This window comes from Streptomyces fulvoviolaceus (assembly GCF_000718165.1).
GTDB lineage: Bacteria > Actinomycetota > Actinomycetes > Streptomycetales > Streptomycetaceae > Streptomyces > Streptomyces fulvoviolaceus.
Genome location: NZ_JOEY01000015.1, coordinates 157849 through 177288, shown reverse-complemented (window position 1 = coordinate 177288; position 19440 = coordinate 157849). Strand labels below are relative to the sequence as shown.

The 19440-nt window shown below is 70.9% G+C and carries 19 protein-coding genes; 8 read left to right on the top strand and 11 right to left on the bottom strand.

Going from position 1 to position 19440, the window contains the following annotated elements; translation table 11 throughout:
• Positions 1 to 141 precede the first annotated feature (141 nt).
• From sbnA to IG08_RS0117705, 5 genes are read right to left on the bottom strand one after another with little or no spacing between them, the layout of a single operon-like run.
• Positions 142 to 1113 carry a 2,3-diaminopropionate biosynthesis protein SbnA gene (gene sbnA, locus IG08_RS0117725; protein ID WP_030602791.1) on the bottom strand — a complete coding sequence of 324 codons (972 nt, stop codon included), beginning with the start codon at positions 1111 to 1113 and terminating at the stop codon, positions 142 to 144.
• Between the two features lie 36 nt (positions 1114 to 1149).
• Positions 1150 to 2181: a 2,3-diaminopropionate biosynthesis protein SbnB gene (gene sbnB / locus IG08_RS0117720; protein WP_030602788.1), complete on the bottom strand. Its 1032-nt coding sequence runs from the start codon at positions 2179 to 2181 to the stop codon at positions 1150 to 1152.
• Positions 2178 to 3176 (bottom strand): TauD/TfdA family dioxygenase, encoded by a 999-nt coding sequence (locus IG08_RS0117715; RefSeq protein WP_030602785.1) that lies wholly within the window; start codon positions 3174 to 3176, stop codon positions 2178 to 2180. The genes sbnB and IG08_RS0117715 overlap by 4 nt, the downstream gene beginning before the upstream one ends.
• Positions 3177 to 3190: 14 nt before the next feature.
• Positions 3191 to 5302: a non-ribosomal peptide synthetase gene (locus IG08_RS0117710; protein ID WP_030602782.1), complete on the bottom strand. Its 2112-nt coding sequence runs from the start codon at positions 5300 to 5302 to the stop codon at positions 3191 to 3193.
• 24 nt (positions 5303 to 5326) lie between these two features.
• Positions 5327 to 7795, bottom strand: coding sequence for a Pls/PosA family non-ribosomal peptide synthetase (locus IG08_RS0117705; protein WP_078655632.1), 2469 nt, complete (start codon positions 7793 to 7795; stop codon positions 5327 to 5329).
• A 681-nt stretch (positions 7796 to 8476) separates the two neighbouring features.
• Between IG08_RS0117705 and IG08_RS0117700 the strand changes: the two genes are divergently transcribed.
• Positions 8477 to 9625 carry a YihY/virulence factor BrkB family protein gene (locus IG08_RS0117700; protein WP_078655631.1) on the top strand — a complete coding sequence of 383 codons (1149 nt, stop codon included), beginning with the start codon at positions 8477 to 8479 and terminating at the stop codon, positions 9623 to 9625.
• 207 nt (positions 9626 to 9832) lie between these two features.
• Here IG08_RS0117700 and IG08_RS0117695 read toward each other — a convergent pair whose 3' ends face one another.
• Positions 9833 to 10672, bottom strand: a complete 840-nt coding sequence (locus IG08_RS0117695) for an NmrA family NAD(P)-binding protein (RefSeq protein ID WP_030602774.1) — start codon at positions 10670 to 10672, stop codon at positions 9833 to 9835.
• A 105-nt stretch (positions 10673 to 10777) separates the two neighbouring features.
• On the opposite strand from IG08_RS0117695, the gene IG08_RS0117690 reads away from it, so the two are divergent.
• Together IG08_RS0117690 and IG08_RS0117685 are read left to right on the top strand one after the other, a co-directional pair.
• Positions 10778 to 11728 carry an AraC family transcriptional regulator gene (locus tag IG08_RS0117690; protein WP_030602772.1) on the top strand — a complete coding sequence of 317 codons (951 nt, stop codon included), beginning with the start codon at positions 10778 to 10780 and terminating at the stop codon, positions 11726 to 11728.
• Between the two features lie 131 nt (positions 11729 to 11859).
• Complete coding sequence (locus IG08_RS0117685) at positions 11860 to 12537, top strand: helix-turn-helix transcriptional regulator (RefSeq protein WP_030602770.1); 678 nt, start codon at positions 11860 to 11862, stop codon at positions 12535 to 12537.
• On the opposite strand, the gene IG08_RS0117680 is transcribed toward IG08_RS0117685, so the two are convergent.
• Positions 12520 to 12921, bottom strand: a complete 402-nt coding sequence (locus IG08_RS0117680) for a VOC family protein (protein WP_030602767.1) — start codon at positions 12919 to 12921, stop codon at positions 12520 to 12522. The genes IG08_RS0117685 and IG08_RS0117680 overlap by 18 nt on opposite strands.
• A 139-nt stretch (positions 12922 to 13060) precedes the next feature.
• On the opposite strand from IG08_RS0117680, the gene IG08_RS0117675 reads away from it, so the two are divergent.
• The 5 genes from IG08_RS0117675 to IG08_RS0117655 all read left to right on the top strand — a co-directional run bounded on the left by IG08_RS0117675 (position 13061) and on the right by IG08_RS0117655 (position 16613).
• Positions 13061 to 13261, top strand: a complete 201-nt coding sequence (locus IG08_RS0117675) for a ferredoxin (protein ID WP_030602765.1) — start codon at positions 13061 to 13063, stop codon at positions 13259 to 13261.
• A 162-nt stretch (positions 13262 to 13423) separates the two neighbouring features.
• Complete coding sequence (locus IG08_RS0117670) at positions 13424 to 14656, top strand: cytochrome P450 (RefSeq protein WP_030602762.1); 1233 nt, start codon at positions 13424 to 13426, stop codon at positions 14654 to 14656.
• Positions 14653 to 15501: an SDR family NAD(P)-dependent oxidoreductase gene (locus IG08_RS0117665; protein WP_030602759.1), complete on the top strand. Its 849-nt coding sequence runs from the start codon at positions 14653 to 14655 to the stop codon at positions 15499 to 15501. Before IG08_RS0117670 ends, IG08_RS0117665 begins: the two co-directional genes overlap by 4 nt.
• Positions 15498 to 15902: a carboxymuconolactone decarboxylase family protein gene (locus tag IG08_RS0117660; protein WP_030602756.1), complete on the top strand. Its 405-nt coding sequence runs from the start codon at positions 15498 to 15500 to the stop codon at positions 15900 to 15902. Before IG08_RS0117665 ends, IG08_RS0117660 begins: the two co-directional genes overlap by 4 nt.
• Before the next feature lie 45 nt (positions 15903 to 15947).
• Complete coding sequence (locus tag IG08_RS0117655; RefSeq protein ID WP_030602753.1) at positions 15948 to 16613, top strand: TetR/AcrR family transcriptional regulator; 666 nt, start codon at positions 15948 to 15950, stop codon at positions 16611 to 16613.
• A gap of 7 nt (positions 16614 to 16620) precedes the next feature.
• Here IG08_RS0117655 and IG08_RS0117650 read toward each other — a convergent pair whose 3' ends face one another.
• From IG08_RS0117650 to IG08_RS0117635, 4 genes are all read right to left on the bottom strand, one after another.
• Positions 16621 to 17253, bottom strand: coding sequence for a VOC family protein (locus tag IG08_RS0117650; protein ID WP_030602751.1), 633 nt, complete (start codon positions 17251 to 17253; stop codon positions 16621 to 16623).
• A gap of 70 nt (positions 17254 to 17323) precedes the next feature.
• Complete coding sequence (locus tag IG08_RS0117645; protein ID WP_030602748.1) at positions 17324 to 18349, bottom strand: DUF5954 family protein; 1026 nt, start codon at positions 18347 to 18349, stop codon at positions 17324 to 17326.
• Positions 18350 to 18395: 46 nt separating this feature from the next.
• Positions 18396 to 18587, bottom strand: coding sequence for a DUF397 domain-containing protein (locus IG08_RS0117640; RefSeq protein ID WP_030602747.1), 192 nt, complete (start codon positions 18585 to 18587; stop codon positions 18396 to 18398).
• Positions 18584 to 19417, bottom strand: coding sequence for a helix-turn-helix domain-containing protein (locus tag IG08_RS0117635; protein ID WP_030602744.1), 834 nt, complete (start codon positions 19415 to 19417; stop codon positions 18584 to 18586). Before IG08_RS0117635 ends, IG08_RS0117640 begins: the two co-directional genes overlap by 4 nt.
• Between the last annotated feature and the right edge of the window lie 23 nt (positions 19418 to 19440).

The window sequence follows — 19440 nt, the reverse complement described above, 5'->3', positions numbered from 1 at the left end:
CGTCCTCGGACGCCGGACGGGCTGAGAGATGTCGGCCGGCGCTGGAAGGGCGGTGCTCGTCCTCGGACGCCGGGCGGGCTGAGAGATCCGGCCGGCGTTGAAAGGGCAGTGCCGGTTCTCGAGCGGCATCGCTCAACCGGCTCAAGCCGAGCGCGCCAGCGCCCCCACCGCCTCGTGCTCGATCGCGTCGGTGGGCCAGCCCTCTCGGTACACCGTGTCCAGGTAGCGCTCGCCGAGGTCCGGGGCGATCGCCACCGCGGTGAGGTCGCGGCGGCCGTGCTCGGTCAGCCACTGGTGGGCGCCGCTGACGACCGTGCCGGTGGAGCCGCCGAACATGAAGCCGCGGGCGGCCAGGCGCCGGCAGACGTGGACGGTGTCCGGCTCCTCGACGCGGACGACGTCGTCGATGTACGACACGTCGAGCAGCGCCGGCGGCACGCTGGTGCCGAGGCCGGGGATCATCCGGCGCCCCGGCGGCCCGCCGAAGGTCACCGAGCCGACGCTGTCGACGGCGACGATCCGCACCGGGCGCCGCCACTGCCAGAACCAGCGGGCGCAGCCCATCAGGGTCCCGGTGGTGCCCGCCCCGACGAACAGGACGTCCAGGTCGGGGAACCGGCGGGCGATCTCCGGTGCGGTCGTGCGGTAGTGGGCTCGCCAGTTCCCCGGGTTCTCGTACTGGTTGAGCCATACGTAGCGCGGGTCGGAGGCGCACAGTGCACGCACGTAATCGATCCGGGCGCCCAGGAACCCGCCGTCCGCGTCCGGGTCGTCGATGACGTGCACGTGGCTGCCGAGCGACTCCATCAGGCGGATGCTCGCCCGGTTGCAGCGTGAGTCGGTCACACACAGGAACCCGTAGCCCCGGCTCGCCGCGATCATGCTCAGCGCGACGCCCAGGTTCCCGGACGACGACTCGACCAGGACCGAGCCGGGCCGCAGGATGCCGTTGCGTTCGGCGGCCTCCACCATCTCCCGTGCGGCCTTCAGTTTGATCGAACCGGCGAAGTTGAAGCCCTCGCATTTCAGGTACAGCGGAAGCCCGAGCGCCACCCGTAGGTCGACGTAGAGCTGCTCCTCGTTGAATTCCGATGGATCGGATATGACGGGCATGATGCCCCCCTCCTCATGCGTCATGGGTACGGCAGGTCAGCCGTAGCGGCGCAGCTCGTTGAAGAACCCGTCGACGACGTGCAGTTCGCCGCGCCGGGCCAGTTCGTCGTGGACGAACCTGCCGACCGCCAGGTCGAGCACCCCCAGGCCGAAGGGGGAGAACACCACCGTCCGGTCGGTAGGGACGGTCGCCTGTCCGGTCAGTACGTCGTTCAGGGTGCCGTCGATGAAGTCCCGGCTCCCGGTGAGCTGTTCGGCCAGGTGCGGTGACGTCTCGGCCTTCAGGCAGTGCTCGACGTCGTCGACGAAGTTGGCGGACGTGAGCAGGATCTCGGGGGCGAGGTCGCGCAGCGAGACGTGCAGGACGAGGGGGTGGTGGTCGAACCACTTCGGCTCGTGGATGTGCGGTGCCCCCGCGACCGTGGCGAAGACCAGCAGGTCCGAGGAGCGGACCAGGTCTTCGGGACTGTCGTACACCGTGATCCGGCCCTTGGCGCCCGAGCGTTCCAGATAGCCGCTGAACCCGGCCGCGCTGTCCGCGGACAGGTCGTGCACGCCGGTCTCCTCGAACTCCCAGCCGGTGCCGGTGAGATGGGTGTGGATGTAGCGGGCGATGAGGCCCGTGCCGATGAAGCCGACCCGCAGAGGACGGGAGCGCCCCCTGCTGAGCCGGTCGGCCGCCAGGGCCGCCGAGGACGCGGTGCGGGTGGCGCTGATGACCGAGCTCTCCAGGCAGGCGAACGGATAGCCGGTGTCGGGGTCGTTGAGGATCAGCACCGCCGACGCCCGCGGCAGCCCGGACTTGGTGTTCTCGGGAAAGCTGGAGATCCACTTCAGGCCGTCCACCGGGAGCGGCCCGCCCAGCGAAGCCGGCAGCGCGATGATCCGCGCCGACGGACGGTCCGGGAAGCGCAGGAAGTACGACGGCGGGTTCACCGAGTCGCCCGCGCCGTGCAGCCGGTAGACGGCCTCGACGAGCTCGCCGATCTCCCGCTCCCGGCCGTGCAGGGCCCGTTGGACCTGCTCGCCGGAGACGACGGTGAAAGGTGGTGCGACAGCGGCGGTCATACGGCCCTCACTTCGGTGGTCGGTGCACAGTCCGTCAGTCGCACCGGATTCCCGAGCGCGGCCAGCACCTCGCGCGGGCCCTCGAAGGGCTCCCGGCTGTGCGCGGTGCGGATGTTGTCGATGAGCAGCAGGTCACCGGAGCGCCACGGCTCGCGCAGGGTGTGTGCCTCGTAGACCTCGTTGATCGTCCGTACGACGTCCTCGCCGACCGGATCGCCGTTCCCGAAGCGGGTGTTGAAGGGCAGCCCGTCGGATCCGTACACGTCGACCAGGTACTCGCGCACCTCCGGGTCCATCGTCCACTCGTTGAGGAACGCGATCTGGTTGAACCAGCAGCGGCGCCCGCTCACCGGATGGCGGACGACCGCGCTGCGCCGCTGCCGGGTGCGCAGTGAGCCGTCGTCCTGCCATGCGAACTCGATGGCATGGGTACGGCAGTACCGCTCGACGGCGTCCCGGTCGTCGGTGCCGAACGCCTCGGCGACCGACGCCCCGATCTCGTCGTTGTACGTCCGGGTCAGCAGCCAGCCCTCCCGCGCGAACCGCTCGACCAGCTCACGGGGCAGCGCCTCCAGCACGGCCGTCGAGTCGGCGACGGCGGTCGCGCCGCCGGCCTCCGGCGCCTCCAGACACGCGAACAGCAGCAGGCCCGGGAACTCCAGGGCGTAGCTCAGCTCGTGGTGCATGCACATCTGCTGGTTGGGCGGCCACTTGGAGGAGGAGTACACACCGTCCGCGTAGGAGCGGCGCGGCGCGAAGGGTTCCCGGTCGGCCATCAGGGCGTCGGTCAGCCGACGGAACACCGCCTCCGTGACGGTGGGTTCGTCGAGGTCCAGCCCGCGGACCAGGAGGCTGCCGTGCTCGGCGACCACGGCATGCAGCGCGCCGCGGTGCTCGGCGGTCCAATGCGCGGGATCGCCGTCCCACTTGATGTCCAGGAGGGGTGGACGGCCCGGGGCGAGTTCGATGTCAGGAAGGAGAAGCGAGGACGACATGGCACAGGTTCCTTTCAGTGGCGCTGGTCGAGCAGGCCCGCCAGGTCCGCGAGGACCGGAAGGCGGACGACGTCCTTGTGGGTGATCGCCCGGTCCAGGGCGATCGCCAGCCGTACGGCGGACAGCGAGGTGCCGCCGCGGTCGAAGAAGTGGTCCAGGCGGCCGATCCGGTCCTCGGGGATGCCGAGCACCTCGGCCCAGGCGTCCGCCAGCCGCTGCTCGGCCGGTGTGCCGGGCCGGTCCTTGTCGGTGCTCAGGTCCTCGGCGTCGGTGTCGAGGTCCTCGGCGAGCGCGGTGAGCGTCTTCTTGTCGGTCTTGCCGTTGGCGGTCAGCGGCAGCCGCTCCCGCCAGTGGACGACCGCGGGGACCATGTACGACGGCAGCGTCGCCGCCAGCCGTTCCCGCACCGCCTCCGCGCTCACCGGCTCAGGGCCGGCGCAGAACGCGGCCAGCTGCGTGCCCCGTACGACGACCACCGCCCCGTCCCGGACCCCGGGCACCCGCAGCAGCGCGTTCTCGATCTCGCCGATCTCGATGCGGAACCCGCGGATCTTGACCTGGGCGTCCCGGCGGCCGAGGAACTCCAGCTTGCCGTCGGGACGCCAGCGCCCGTGGTCGCCGCTGCGGTAGAGCCGCTCGCCCGGACGGTACGGGTCCTCGGTGAAGGCGGCCGCGGTGCGCTCGGGGTCGTTGACGTACCCGCGCCCGACGCACACCCCCGAGAAGACGATCTCGCCGGGCGCCCCCAGCGGGACGGGGGTCAGGTCCGCGTCGACGACGTACACGCGCACGTTGCCGACCGGCCGCCCGAGCGGGACCCGGTCGCCGTCCGGCACCCGGTCCATGACCTCGTGGTTGGTGTCGTCCGAAGTCTCGGTCAGGCCATAGGCGTTGACGAGCCGGATCCCGGGCGCGGTGGCGAACCAGCGCTGCACGAGCTCCCGCTTCACCGCCTCCCCGGTCACCGACACACAGCGCAGGGCGTTCAGTTCACGCGGCCGCTGCTCCAACTCGGCCAGCACGGCCTCCAGATACGACGGCACGACCTGGAGCACATGGACCCGCCCCCGGACGACCGTGTCCACGAACCGAGGGACGTCGAGGATCGTGTCCTGCCCGACGATCAGGGTCCGGCCGCCGACGACGGTCGCGGCGAGCAGCTGCCACAGGGAGATGTCGAAGCACTGGGGCGCGGTCTGCGCGACCACGTCCCCCGCGCCGATCCCCAGGTCGTCCAGCTTGGCGAACACGTGGTTGAGGAAGCCGTCGTGCTCGCACATCGCGCCCTTGGGCTCGCCGGTGGAGCCGGAGGTGAAGTAGATGTAGGCGAGTTGACCGGGAGCGACGGGGACCCCGAGGTCGTCGTCCGCGTGGCCCTCGGCGTACGCGGTGTCCACGAACAGGGTCTTGGCTGCGGCCCCGTCGAGCGAGCCGTCGCTGCCGAGCTCGGTGAGGGCGAGCTCGCAGCCCGCGCGGGCCAGCGTCCTCGCGACGCGCTCGGGCGGGAAGTGCGGCTCGACCGGCAGATACACCCCGCCCGCCTTGAGCACGCCGAGCACGGCCGCCATCCAGTCCAGGTTGCGCTCCATGACGACGGCGACAACACCCTCGCGATCGAGACCGCGTGCCTGGAGCGCCCGACCGAGCTGATTCGCCCGGGAGTTGAGCTCGCCGTATGTCCACTGCCGTTCGCCCTGTACGGCGGCCACGGCGTCCGGGTGCGCCTTGACGCGCTCCTCGAACAGCTCGTGCACCCGCAGGTCCGGCAGCTCCCGGTGCGGCCCGGCCAACTCCTCCAGCTGGAAGCGGAGTTCGTCCTCGGACAGCAGGCTCGGCCGCTCGGGTTCGGTGAGGGCGGTGAGGTGGTAGCCCGCGATCCGGGCGGCGGCCTCGGCGTCGAGTACGTCGGTGTCGTACCGCAGGCGCAGCGTGCGGCCCGTGACACTCACGCGCAGCCCGTTGTCGTCGACCGGTGCGACCTGCTGTTCGCCGGACAGCGCGGCGAGGACCCTGGTGTGGGCGGCGAGCAGCGCGGCGGGCCGTGTCGACACCCCGTCGGGCAGGGGCACTTCGTGCTCCGCCACCCCCGGTGCCGGATCGAGTGTCCAGCGCGGAACTGTTTCCATGACTTTCTTCCCCCTTGAGTACGTTTACGCGCGCCGCGGCGCGACCGCCGGATTCCCGCCCCAGCGCGCCCCCGGCGGCATCTCCTCGCCCTTCATCAGGAAGGAGTCGGTGGTGAGTACGGCGCCGTCGCCCATCGAGACGCCGTAGTGGACGAGCACGCCGACCCCGAGGGTGCAGCCGTTGCCGATCGTGATGTGGTCGGACTTGAAGGTGCCGTCCTCCTGCGAGTGCGGCTGCACCTTCGACTGCGCGGCCAGCGTGCAGTCGTCGCCGATGGCGGCGAGCGTCCGCTCGGTGATGGAGCAGCCGTCGTCGAAGACCCTGCGGCCGAGCCGCACGCCCAGCAGCCGCCAGATCACGTTCTTGAACGGAGTGCCGTTGAACACGGCGATGTGCTTGTCGGGCACCTTCCACAACCGCTCGTGCCACCAGAAATACGGCTCGTAGATCGAGCACAGCTGCGGTTGGAGCGGACGGAACCGTGTGATCAGGAGCTCCACCAGCACGTAGTAGCCCGCGGTCAGCACGAGGCCGGCCATCAGGTATCCGCCGATCAGCAGGCCCCCGAGGGCACCCTGGCCGCCGTAGAGATCGAAGATGGCGAAACCGAGCAGCGTGAGCATGAACCAGTGCAGCCACCGGATGAACAGGAACAGGGCCATCGAGCGGGCGTTGAACCGGTTCTTCGCACTCAGGCGGCGACTCAGCTCGTCGCCCTCGCGGAGGTGGTCGAAGCGGGTGTCGCGCTCCACCGTCCGCGGGATCTCGAAGCTGGGCGAGCCGAGCAGGCCCACGCCTTCGCGGAGTTCGCCGTCGAGCGGGATCATCACCTTCGTGGCGAGCAGGCAGTTCTCGCCGGTGCGGCCGCCGACGGGATAGGCGATGTGGTTGCCGAGGAAGTTGCGCGCCCCGATCGAGGCGCGCGAGACGCGGAAGGACGTACCGGAGAACTCGGCGTTCATGATCGACAGCCCGTCGGCGACCATCGTGCCGCTGCCGACGGTGGCCAGGTACGGCGACTCGTGCGCCACCTCGGTGCCGAAGTTCGAGCCGGTCTGCTCGACGTGCGAGAGGTTGTACCCGATGGCCCGCAGGTAGTGGACGATGTAGGAGCTGTCGCCGCACAGCCACATGAAGAACTTGATGTTGGTCATGCGGGCGATCGAGCGCTGCACCGAGTAGTGGAAGCCGTACAGGGGATAGACCCGGTCCGGTTGCAGCGTCAGATGCAGCAGGCGCGGGAGTACGGCCACGACGACGCCGCCGAGGACGCAGACGCCCGCGAAGAGGGCGAGGGACAGGACCAGTGCCTGGGCGTAGAAGTGTCCCGAGGCCAGCTGTTGGGCGTCCGGGTCGAGCAGCGGGTCGAGCGCCGGCACGAGGCCGAGCAGCAGATAGGTGCCGCCGACCGAGAGCGGGACGTACACGAACAGCGTCTGCAGCAGGGCGGCCAGCGCGAAACCGGCCCGGCGCGGGGTGGAGCAGTGGGCCGGCGGGACGCGGACGTACTCGGTGTCCGTGCGGCGGGCCGGGGAGCCGTGCCAGCGCTCACCGGCCGGGACTGCGGCGCCGTCGTACAGCGCGGAGGCATGGCCGAGTTGGGCGCCGTCGCCCATCGACGTGCCGAGGTCGAGGACCGTCTTCTCGCCGACGAAGACGTCCCGGCCGAGGGTGACCCTGCCGGTCTGGATCCGTCCGGCGTGGGCCCGGTAGCAGAGGAACAGGGAGTCCTTGCGGATCACCGTGCCGGCGCCGACCGTCAGCAGGTCGGTGCAGACCGGCACCGTGTGGGACAGGATCGTGACGCCCTTGCCGATGCGTGCGCCGAGGGCCCGCAGGTAGAGGACGTACAGCGGGTTGCCGGTGAACAGGATCATCGGGTTGGCGTGCAGCAGCGCCTTGACGGTCCAGAAGCGGACGTAGGCGAGGCCCCACACCGGGAACTCGGTCTCCTTCCACCGGCCGACGAGCACCCACTTCGCCACCACCGGCAGCGTGCACAGCCCGACGAACAGGGCGCCGCCGAAGGCCAGTGCGCGCAGATAGACCGCGATCAGGCCGTCACCGGCGGAGACCCAGCCGTACCCGGCGGCGGTGGCGAAGCCGGCGACGAGGCAGTACGTGGCGAAGACGAGGAACTGCAGGACGCCGCACAGGACGTAGCGCGCGGTGCTGCTGGGCGGCGGCGGAGGCTCGGCCGGCGGTGCGGGGGCGTGGGACTCGGACGGGTCGTCGGCGAGCGCCGTCGCGAGACTGCGGATCGTCGGATGGCCGTAGATGTCCTTCATCGACACCGACGGCAGGTCCTCGCGCTTCCTGACCCGGGCGCAGAAGTGCGCCATGACCAGCGAGTTGGCCCCCAGATCGTCGAAGAAGTGGCTGTCGAGCGGGACCTGCTCGGTGTGGACGACCCCGGCCAGTACCTCGGCGAGGACGTGTGCGGTGTCGTTCACCGGGGCGATTGTCGTGATCTCGCCGGGATTTACCACCACTTGATCTCCTTGCTGCTTGCATCGGAATTCTTCAAGGACGAATACGGTGAAAAGACGCCCGCTGTTCACGACGACTGAGAAAGTCGTGCGGTTGCGTCGTATGAAAGAGAAGTGCCCTGGGAAAAGAAAAGGCATGGGTGAAGAAGTAGTTCTGGAAGTGAGTGGAGTGACCGCGTGAAAGGGCGTGGGGCAGCACGGCATGGCCCGCGCGGTCTCCACGCGGGCCACGGGCAACGCGGCATGGTCGGGCCTGGTCAAGGCCCTGGATGTCCCCCGTGTCGTGGTGCTCCCGAGCCTCCTCGAAGCGCTCGGAGAATGCAATCCGAATTGTTTCGGTGGGCTTGTGAACGGGTCAAGGCCGTTTCGGTCTATGGCGACTTCTTGCCGGTTGACTGTTCATCGGCTGGGTAAGGGAGCCACTCCGTCCGGGCGCTTCACCGGGGAACTCACTTTTGGGCAGCGCATATACCGTCGGGCGTTCCGCTTCCGGTGGCCTCTGAATTCGGCCACCGGGTGCATGACAGAAAAGGAGTTCGATTCCCTTTACGGTTTCCACGGAGTTGCTGCTTGTTTTCTACCGTATGACGGAACCGAACGGGAGGGGGCGGTTCCCGGGCACCCGCGGACCGGCCGGGGGACCGGGGGATGAGTGCATGCTCCCGTGGCGGATACCTTTAGGTCGTGCAGCCAGCAAGCGATTCCCCCCAGCGGCCCTCAGGCCGTCTCCACCGCGCGCGTGCCCTCTATCGGAACGTCTCGAAGCGCAGGACTGCCTGGCTGTTGCTCAAGGACACCGTCGACTCGTGCATGGAGTACCGGATCCTGGGCCTCGCGGCCGAGGCCGCGTTCTTCACGCTGCTCTCCGTGCCGCCGCTCCTGCTGAGCCTGATCGGTCTGCTCGGCTACGTCGACGACTGGACCGGCACCGACAGCATCAGCAGCCTGGAGGCCAACCTCATCGAGGCCTCGCGGACGGTCCTGTCCGACAAGGGCGTCCGCGAGATCGCGCAGCCGATCCTGGACGACGTGATGAAGGGCGGCCGCCCCGACGTCATCTCCATAGGCTTCCTGTTCGCCCTGTGGTCCGGCTCGCGTGCGGTGAACGTCTTCATCGACACCATCACCGTCATGTACGGCCTCGACGGCGTCCGGGGGATCGTCAAGACCCGGCTGGTGGCGTTCCTGCTGTTCCTCGCGGCGCTGCTGATCGGCTCGGTCGCACTGCCGCTGATGGTCGCGGGCCCCGACGCGGTGGTACGGATCGTGCCGTGGTCGGAGACCCTCGTGCAGGTCCTGTACTGGCCGGTGGTGCTCGTCCTGTCGGTCGCCTTCCTGACCACGCTGTACCACGTGTCCGTGCCCGTGCGCTCCCCGTGGATCGAGGACGTGCCCGGTGCGCTGGTCGCCCTCGCCATGTGGGTGTTCGGCAGCTTCCTGCTGCGCATCTACCTGACGAGCACCATCGAGGGCGCGTCGATCTACGGCTCGCTCGCCGCCGCCGTCGCGGTCATGCTGTGGATCGGTGTGTCCGCGTTCGCCGTCCTCGTCGGGGCCGCGGTCAACGCCGCCATCGACCGGGTCTGGCCGGCCGCAGCGACGGCCGCGGCCCGCGCCGCCAACGAGCGGGTGCGCGAGGCGCAGGTCGCCGAGTACGTCGCCCGCGCCGCCGCGCAGCGCGGGCCCGCCCCCGACGACGACGGCGACGACCCCGACATGCCGTCCGAGTTCCCGGAGCGCTGGTCCCGCTTCCTGCCCCCGGAGGACGTCTCGTCACGGTTCCGGACGCACGCGAAGAGCATGCATCCACCGCACAAGCCGGATGGTTCTTGACGGGTCGTCTTTTGGGTGCGGCTGGGTGGGGGCTGGTCGCGCCCCGCGGCGGAGCCGCAAATCGATGCAGCCCCGCGCCCCTGGGTACGGACAGCTGCCGTCAGTCGCACGGCACCCCGCCTCGCTGCGGGCAGCCGGCACGGGTGGGCGCAGCGGCACCCGCCAAGCGGCGGTGAGCGAAACCCACCCCGGCCGGACCCGCACCGGTCAGACGCCCTTCCACGTGCCCGCCGCCGCGGCCTCCCGGGCGAACTGCCGGAAGTCGCGCGGCTCGCGCCCCAGCACCTGCTGGACGCCGTCCGAGAGATGGGCGTTGCGCCCGTCGAGGAGCTGGGTGAACGCCTCGACGAGGGCCTCGACCTCCTCGGGCGGCACCCCGAAGCCGGCCAGGTTGTCGCCGTACTGCCGCGGTGACACCGCCCGGTACGTCAGCGGGCGCCCCGCCGCCTCGCCGATCTCCGCGACGGCCTCGCCGAAGGTCAGCAGTCGCGGCCCCGACACGGTGATCGTCTGTCCCACGTACCGGTCGCCCGCCGTCAGCGCGGCCACCACCACCTCCCCGATGTCCCGCACGTCGACGAACGGCTCGCGCACCTCCCCGGCCGGGAACACCAGCGCCCCGCTCAGCCGCAGCTCCTCCACCAGCGGCCCCTCGCTGAAGTTCTGCGCGAACCACGACGCCCGTACGACCGTCCAGTCCGCCCCCGACGCGTGCAGCGCCTCCTCCGCCGCCCGCGCCCGGTCCTGCCCGCGCGAGGACAGCAGCACCAGCCGCCGTACGCCGAGCCCGACCGCCTCCCGCGCGAGCGCCCCGACCGCCTCGGCGGCACCCGGGGCGCCGATGTCCGAGGGGTACACGACGTACGCCGCGTCCGCGCCGCGCAGCACGTCCGCCCACGTCGAGGGGTTCGCGTAGTCGAAGCCCTGTGCCCGCGAGGCCGCCCGCACCGTGAGCCCCGCCGCCTCGGCGGCCTGCGCCACCCGGCCGCCCGTGCGGCCCGAGGCGCCCGTCACCACTACCGTCATGTTCTTCGCGTCGTGTGTCATGCCGTCGAGTCAACTGCCGTGCCCGACAAGGGACCATCGCTGAACGGCTCATTCCCATACGCGCGCGTCTACGCTGGCCGCATGGACGCTCCCCCACGCTCGAATATGCTCACGCGGGGGGACCCCCTCGCAGGCCTGCTGGAGGGACCGCGGGCGCGTGGCGCCTTCATGATCCGTGCGTGTTTCGACCCGCCGTGGGCGGTGCGCGTCGAGGACCGCGCCCCGCTGACGGTGATGCTGCTGGTCCGCGGCGAGGCCTGGGTCGTCCCGGACACGGGGGAGCGGATCAGGCTGCGTCCCGGCGACCTCGCCATCGCCCGCGGCCCGGACCCGTACACCTGCGCCGACGACCCCGCCACGGCCCCGCAGGCGCTGATCCTGCCGGGCGCCGAGTGCAGCTATCCCGACGGGCGGCCACTGAACGGCTCCATGGACCTCGGCGTGCGCACCTGGGGCGACCGGCCCGACGGTTCCACGGTCGTGCTGATCGGGACGTACCTGATGGAGGGCGAGATCAACGGCCGGCTGCTGGACGCGCTGCCGCCGCTGCTGTCCCTCACCACGGACGTGTGGGAGTGCCCGCTGACCCCGCTCCTCATGGAGGAGATCGTGCGCGACGAGCCTGGCCAGGAGGTCGTCCTGGACCGGCTGCTCGACCTGTTGGTCATCGCCGCGCTCAGGGCCTGGTTCTCGCGCCCGGAGGCGGCGGCGCCGGCCTGGTACGCGGCCCTCTCGGACCCGGTCGTGGGTCGCGTCCTACGGCTGCTGCAGGACGACCCCGCCCATCCGTGGACGGTCGCGACCCTCGCAGCGAAGGCGGGCGGCTCCCGGGCCGCCCTCGCCCGCCGCTTCACCGAGCTGGTGGGCGAACCCCCGATGACGTATCTGACCGGCTGGCGGCTGGCCCTCGCGGCGGACCGTCTGCGCGACACGGACGACACGATCGGGGCGATCGCCCGGCAGGTGGGGTACGGGAGCGCGTTCGCGCTGTCGAGTGCGTTCAAGCGGGTGTACGGGGTCAGTCCGCAGGAGCACCGGACGCGGGTGGCGGTGTAGGGGGCGGGTTTCGCCGTCGGGGTGCGGATTTTCGGCTGACTGCGGGTTCGTTGTGGTTGCTCGCGCCCACGCGGCGGAGCCGCACAATGTCACAGCCCCGCGCCCCTATCGGGGCGCGTACGCTGGCCTTTGTGTATGCGGAGAGGGCGTCTCTGCTGGCGGGTGCGGTCGTCTGGACCAACACCCCGTCCGGTGGTGGCCCGGGGTCCGTGTTGCCCGACGGGTGCATGGATCTGCTGTGGAACGAGGGGCGGCTGGTGGTCGCCGGGCCCGACACGCGCGCGTACGTCACCGAGGGTGCGCCCAGTACGTGGGTGGGCGTGCGCTTCTATCCCGGCACCGCGCCCGCCTTCCTGGGGGTGCCCGCGCACGAACTGCGCGACAGGCGCGTGGAGTTGGCCGAGCTGTGGTCGGCGTCCGAGGTACGGCGGCTGCAAGGACGTATCGCAGCCGCGTCCGATGTCGCGGGGGCACTCGAGGAGATCGCGCTGGAACGTGCGACCCCTCCGGACCCCGTGCTGCTGCGGCTCGTCGCCGCCCTCGACGCGGGCCGCCCGGTCGCCGGGACCGCCGACGAACTGGGCCTCGGCGCACGCCAGTTGCACCGGCGCTCGCTGGCCGCGTTCGGATACGGGCCCAAGACGCTGGCCCGCATCCTGCGGCTGCAGCGTGCCCTCGCTCTCGCCCGGGCCGAGGTGCCCTTCGCGGAGACGGCGGCCCGGGCCGGTTTCGCGGACCAGGCCCATCTCGCCCGGGACGTCAAGGAGTTGGCGGGCATGCCGCTGGGGCGGCTACTGGGCCTGGGGTAGCGGGGCGAACAGGTCGACACCGTTGCCGTCCGGGTCGTGCAGGCTCGCGTAACGCTGTCCCCAGTCGGCGTCCCACGGCTTGAGCCCGCCCTGGTAGCCGGCGGCCACCATGTCCTCGTACACCGAGTCGACCTCGGACGGGCTGTCGCACAGCAGGGCCAGCCCGATCCGGCCCCCGTCGGACGGCGGCTGGAACTCGGGGACGATCGAGCGGACCATCTCCTCCGTGTCGAGCATCAGCCGCAGCCCGCCCGGCAGTTGGGCTTCGACGTGCGGCTGGTCCTCGGCGCCGTCGGGGAACGCGAACCCGAGGCGCCGGTAGAAGGCGACGGAGGCGGCCATGTCGGAGGCCACCACACCGATTGCGTCGAGTCGTGGAGTCATGGGGCCACCGTAGGCAGCACACCGCCGGGCGGTCTTGAAGAAAACGGACGCGATCCATAACCTGACACGCATAAGGTGATAGCTGTCAGGTTACTCGGCGGCCTGTCGGGCCGCCGTGCGTCCATGTGGAGGTCGCATCGTGAAAGTCACCCTTGACGAGGAGAAGTGCTGCGCCGCCGGACAGTGCGTGCTGGCCGCTCCGGACGTCTTCGACCAGGACGACGACGGCATCGTCGTGCTCCTGGACGCCGCCCCGCCCGCCGAGCAGTACGCGGCCGTGCACGAGGCGGCGCAGCTGTGCCCGGCCGCCGCCATCGTCGTGCACGCGCAGGAGGACTGAGGTGCCGACCGCATCGCGGAGCCGGGTGCCCGCCCGGCCGTGGGCCGGCTGGCCGGAACCGGTCTTCCCCTGGGGTGCCGGGACTGCCGTACTCCTCGACAACACCCCCTTGCCGTAGGCCCAGTGGCCACCATCCCGACAGCAGTCCGCCGAGGAGTCCGCATGACACCCCCTGTCACCACCGACGTCCCTGACTCCGCCGCCGAGGAGGACGCCCCCTTCTTCCCGGCGCCGCGCACCTGCCCCTTCAGTGCGCCCCGGCAGTACACCGAGTTCCGGGAAGCCGGCGGCCTGCACAAGGTCGCCATCTGGGACGGCTCCCGGCACTGGCTGGCCACCCGGCACGAGGACATCCGCGCCGTCCTGGCCAGTCCGCATTTCTCCGCCGACGTACGCCGCCCGGAGTTCCCCCTGGTCCACTCCAACCAGCGCGAACACGAAGGCGGGCTGTTCCTGCGACTCGACGACCCCGAGCACGCCCGGCTGCGGAAGATGCTCACGCACGAGTTCAGCGTCCGGAAGACCCGCGCGATGAGCGACCAACTCCTCGCCGTCACCGATGAGTTGATCGACGCGATGCTGGCCGCGGGCGGACCCGTCGACTTCGTCAAGGAGTTCGCGCTGCCGCTGCCCTCCCGGGCCATCTGCGTGATCCTCGGCGTCCCGTACGAGGACCACGAGCTCTTCCAGCGCCATGCCGACGCCGGCACGGACCTCTCCATTCCGCACGAGGAGCGCGCCCGCGCACACGCCGAAGCCTTCGCGTACTACAGCGAGTTGGTGGAGCGAAAGCGCCGCGAGCCGGCCGACGACATGATCAGCCGTCTGATCGCCGACCACACCGGCCCCGACGGCTTCTCACCCGAACAACTCCCGGTCCTGGTCAACATCCTGGTCGGCGCGGGCCACGAGACCACCGCCAACATGCTGGGTCTGGGCACCACGGCCCTGCTCCTCAACCCCGACCAGCGTGAACTCCTCCGTACCCGGCCCGAGTTGGCGCCCAGTGCCGCCGAGGAGATGCTGCGCTACTGGGGCATCGTCTCCACCGACCCCCGTCGTGTCGCCACCGAGGACGTCGAGATCGGCGGGCAGTCGGTACGCAAGGGTGAGGCAGTCATCGTCTCCCTCGTCGCGGGCAACCGCGATCCCCTCGCCTTCGGCCCCGACGCCGACGAGGTGGACATCGCCCGCAACGCCCGCGGGCACGTGGCGTTCGGCTTCGGCACCCACCAGTGCCTGGGCCAGAACCTCGCCCGCGTCGAGATGCAGGTCGCCTGGCCCCGCCTCTTCGCACGCATCCCCGACCTGCGGCTCGCCGTGGACGTGGACGCCCTGCCGTTCAAGACGAACTCCATCGTGTACGGCCTCGAGTCCCTGCCGGTGACGTGGTGAGCGCCGTCGGCGGTTACGCCGACGGCCACGGCACCCGTATGCGGGACAGGGTCGCGCTGGTCACGGGCGCCGGCAGCGCCGGAGACTTCCTCGGCACCGGGGCCGCCACCGCGCTGCTCCTCGCCGCTCAGGGTGCCACCGTCGGCATCCTCGACGCCGACCCGGAACGCGCCGAGCACACCAGCGGCCGTATAGAAAAGGACGGCGGCCGGGCGGTCGTCCTCACCGCCGACATCACCGACGAGGGCGCGGTACGGGCCGCCGTCGACGACCTGGCCGACCGGACCGGCCGTCTGGACGCTGTCGTCAACAACGCCGGTGTCAGCGGCGAGGGCGGCATCGCGGCCACCACCCGCGCGGGCTGGGACCGGGTCTTCGCCGTCAACGTCACCGGCGCGATGCTGGTGGCCCGCGCGGCCCACCCGCACCTCGTCCGTGCGGGCGGCGGCTCGATCGTGAACGTCTCCTCCGTCGCCGCGCTGCGCGGCTTCGGCAGCGGGGCGTACGGCGCCAGCAAGGGGGCGCTGCAGTCGCTGACCACCGACCTCGCGTACGCCTGGGGCCCGGACCTCATCCGCGTCAACTGCCTGGTCCCCGGCCATCTGCACACGCCCATCGGAGACCACGGCGGCGCGGCGGGCCGGGAGATGCGCCGCAGAGCCAACCTCCTCGGCATCGAGGGCACCGCCTGGGACCTGGCCTGGGCCGCCCTGTTCCTGGCCGGCCCCGAGTCCCGCTGGATCACCGGTGTGGCCCTGCCCGTCGACGCGGGCACGACCACCGCCACCGTCCTGGGCATGCTGCCCCGGGTGAACGCCACCGCCGTATCAGGAGACACACTATGAACACCCGTACCACGAAAGGGACTTCGGTCCGGCGGCTGGAGGGCGAGCAGGTCGTCAGGGAGATGCTGGGGGAGGGGTTCCTGCGGGAGAGCATGGCGGGCCCGGCCGACGGCGCGCCCGGCGCCGGCGCGGACCTCGCCCGGCTCGCCCTCGAACAGTGCTACGGCGACATCTGGACCCGCCCGGGCCTGGACCGCCGCAGCCGCAGTCTGATCACTCTCGGCATCCTCATGGCCCAGGGTCACCAGGCCGAACTGCGCAACCACGTCGTCGGCGCCCTGGGCAACGGCCTCAGCCCCGAGGAGATCCTGGAGGCGACCGTGCACGCCGTCCCCTACATCGGCCTGCCCGCCGCGGGCCACGCCCTGGCCACGGCGGCGGACACCCTGCGGGGCAGGTAGACGGCGGGCGGCGCGCGGGGACCGGCGGGAGGGGGATGCTGCACAATGGCGCAGGTGAACGAGGTATCCAGCACCACGGCGAGCGGCGCGCGCCGACGCAACCCCCGCGGTCAGGGCGAGCGACTCCGTCAGGAGGTCCTCGCCGCCGTCGGACGCCTCCTCGACCAGAAGGTGGGCGGCGAGGACGCCCTCCCCGTCTCGCTGCGCGAAGTCGCGCGGGAGGTCGGTATCGCCGCGCAGAGCATGTATCTGCACTTCTCGGACAAGGAGCAACTCGCCCGCGCCGTGGCCGAAGACGGCTACCGGCGGATCGTGGCGGCGATGCGCTCTGCCGACGCGGCGGCGTCGCTCGAGAGTGCGGGCGCCGCCGAACGCCTCCGGGCGCAGAGTGACGCCTTCTGCGACTTCGCCCGCGCCAACCGCGGTGTCTTCCGGCTGATGTTCGGCAACGACCTCTCGCACCTCGGTGCGCCCGGGGAAACCCCGCCGGGCCGCATCCTCTGGGAGCAGTGGCTCGCGGCCGTCGGCGCCTGCGAGGACGAGGGAGTGCACTGGCCGGACGGGGTCCACGACACGACGATGCACCTCTGGGCCGCCCTGTTCGGCCGATTCGCCCTCTGGGCCGGCTCCTTCGGCGAACACGACCCCGAAACGCTGCACACCTTCGCCCACCGCACCATCGACATGCTCCTGCGCGACGCCCGCGGCTGAAGCCGGGTCAGACGAACGTCACCGGCCCCCTCGGTGTGTCCACGGTGAAGGAGAGGCCCACCGGCCCCTCGCCGAGGGGGAGTTCGGTGTCGAGGGTGGCGAGCAGGGCGCGGATCTCATCCGGGTCGGGGGCGGTCCCGGACAGCGACAGCAGGGGAGTGACGGGCAGGCCCGAGGCGGAGGGGTGCAGCGCCGAGCCCCAGTCGATGAGGAACGGCACCAGGCCGGAGGGGTGCTGGGTGTCGCCGTCCGTCAGGCGCCATTCCAGCAAGGTGCCGTCAGGTCTGCGGCGGGTCATCGGGTGGATGTCCCCGGGGTCGTAGCCCCGGGCGCGGGCGGTCGCGACCGCCGCGTCCAGGTCGGGCGGGCTGATCGCCCACGTCACGGTGCGCGCGGTGCTCAGCGCGTCGACGCTGAAGGGGCGCGGACCCGTCGGCGTCGGCTGCTCCGGGTCCGGGCCGATGATCTCCAGGTAGCCGGTGCCGCCCAGTGAGACCAGGTAATTGCGGGTGCCGAGCCCGAGGTGGACGCCGCCGGGGGCGGGCGTCACACCGGTGCGCCGGGCGAAGTCGGCGACCGTCGCCGCGAGGTCGGGGCTCGCGAGGACGAGGTGGTCCAGTCGTGCGGGGATGGCCTTCATCGCGCTGAGGCTACGCACACCGGGCCCCGCAATGGAACACCTGTACGCCTCACTCACAGGTCAGGACTCGTCAGGACTCGTAGGTCAAGGTGCCGTCCTCGGGGTCCATCGTCGGGTGCATCTTCATGGGGCCGTACTCGTCGAGATCCGAGGGGCGCGGGGTCTCCGGCCCCTCGGGACCCGTGCGGAGCAGGCGCTCGACACGGCAGATCCGGAAGGCGCGGTCGTCGACCTCGAACGCGTCGGCGTGGCCGAGCGCCCGGTACTCCTCGGCCGCCTCCGCGTACCTGGCCTTCGTGACGTCGTCGAACTTGTACAGCAGGGCCCACATCTCGGCCATGCCGTCGTACAGCAGACGCCGGGCGTCGTGCGGGCTGGCCATGACGGCACCGCACGGCCGCCAGCCGCCGTGGTCGCCGCGCTCGACCGCGCCGAAGGTGGTGGGCAGCAGCACGAGTTCCGGGTGGCTGGTGACCGCCCGCTTCGAGTCCGAGCGGACGTCGGAGGGGAAGCGGGCGCCCGTGTACGTGAAGTCCCGCAGTCCCAGTTTCATCGCCCCCGCGGCCGGGCCGTCCACGCGCTCCGGATCGAGGACGAAGCCGAGGTCGGGGGAGGGGGCGTCACGCTTCCGCCGGTCCCAGGACCGGTCCGCGGGCTCCGGGTCGGTGGGCCGGGGAGGCTCCAGCCCGTCGTCCCCCACCCGAGCGAACTCATCCCCGCGTACGACGCGGTAACGCACCCCGCACGCCTCGACCTCGTCGGCCGGCTCCCGCTCCAACACGGCCACAGCGGCGAGGAGTTCGCGCCGTACGGCAGGGTTGTCGGTGTCGTCCTTCGCGGCGAAGAACAGATGCGACTGCAGCCCGTCCCGGGCCATCTGCGGCATCCCGTCCACCACGGGCTTCAGCACCCGCCACTGAGGCCCTACTGCCGGATCCTGCACCGCGACCCCGAACACGGGCCCGCGCAACGCGACATGGGGATACCGCAGCGTCGCCTCCACCGCGTCGGCCTCCCGCACCCACGCGGCGGGGTCGTCGCGCCGGACCAACTCCTCGTGGAGCGCGTCGATCTGTTGCTGCCAGTCATCGGTCATGCACGCATTGTTGCGGGGTGCGTGTGCGCGCCGGGGGTGAACCGACTCAACAAACGGTGTTGTTGGACAGCTCCAGGAAGGCGGACCAGGTGGCGGGGGTGACGGTGAGGTGGGGGGTGTCGGGGGTCTTGGAGTCGCGGATGTGGATGGTGGTGGGCTGGAGGGCGACTTCGAGGCATGCGCCGCCTTCACTGCCGCTGTAGCTCGACTTGAACCACTCAAGCGTGGTGCCGCTCATTGCTCTCCCAGAAGACGATTCAGCAGGTCCCTCGTGTCTTCGGCGTTGAGGGCCTGTGTTCGCAGCATCGCATACTTCTGGGTAAGGATCCCGACCTCATCGGGATCGGCGATCAGTTGGCTGCCGCGATGGGTTTCGGTGTACGCGAGCCGCTGATGTTCGGAGGTCTCCAGCAGGATGAACGGCCCGTCGAGCCCGGCGTGCGAGGTGCGGCCGAGTGGCAGGACCTGCAAGGTCAGGCCGGGCAGGTCGGCGTACTCCCGCAGGTGGCGCAGCTGTTCGAGGTGCACCGTGTTCCCGCCCAGGCGATCCCGCAGTGCCGCCTCCCACACGACGAAGCTTGTCGTCGGCGGTACCTTGCCGTGCAGAATCTCCCGCCGCTCGATGCGCGCCGCAACCAACTGCTCGATCTCGTCCTCGTCGTAGACCGGCACGCGGCTGCGAAAGACTGCCCGTGCGTAAGCCTCGGTCTGGAGCAGGCCGGGGACGACCAGACCCTCATACCACGAGATGGCGATCGCCTCCCGCTCCCGATCCAGGTACTCCTCCGCCCACAGCGGGATCAGATCCACCTCCGGCATCTTGCTCAGCGCGATCGACAACGCTCCCTTCGTATTGAGGAGTTCGTCGAGCTGGTCCGCGAGGTCCGGCTTCAGTGGCCGTCTCCCCTGCTCGATCGACGCGATCTGCTGCTCGCCGATGACGAACTGCTCGCCCAGCGTCTTCTGTGTGTATCCGGCGGCCTCGCGGAAGAGGGCGAGCAGCGCGCCCACCATCTTCATCGCCGAGGCGTTCCTGCGTGCTCGTGACCGTCGAGTCGTCGTGCTCATGCGGTCCAACTCCCCACCCGCGT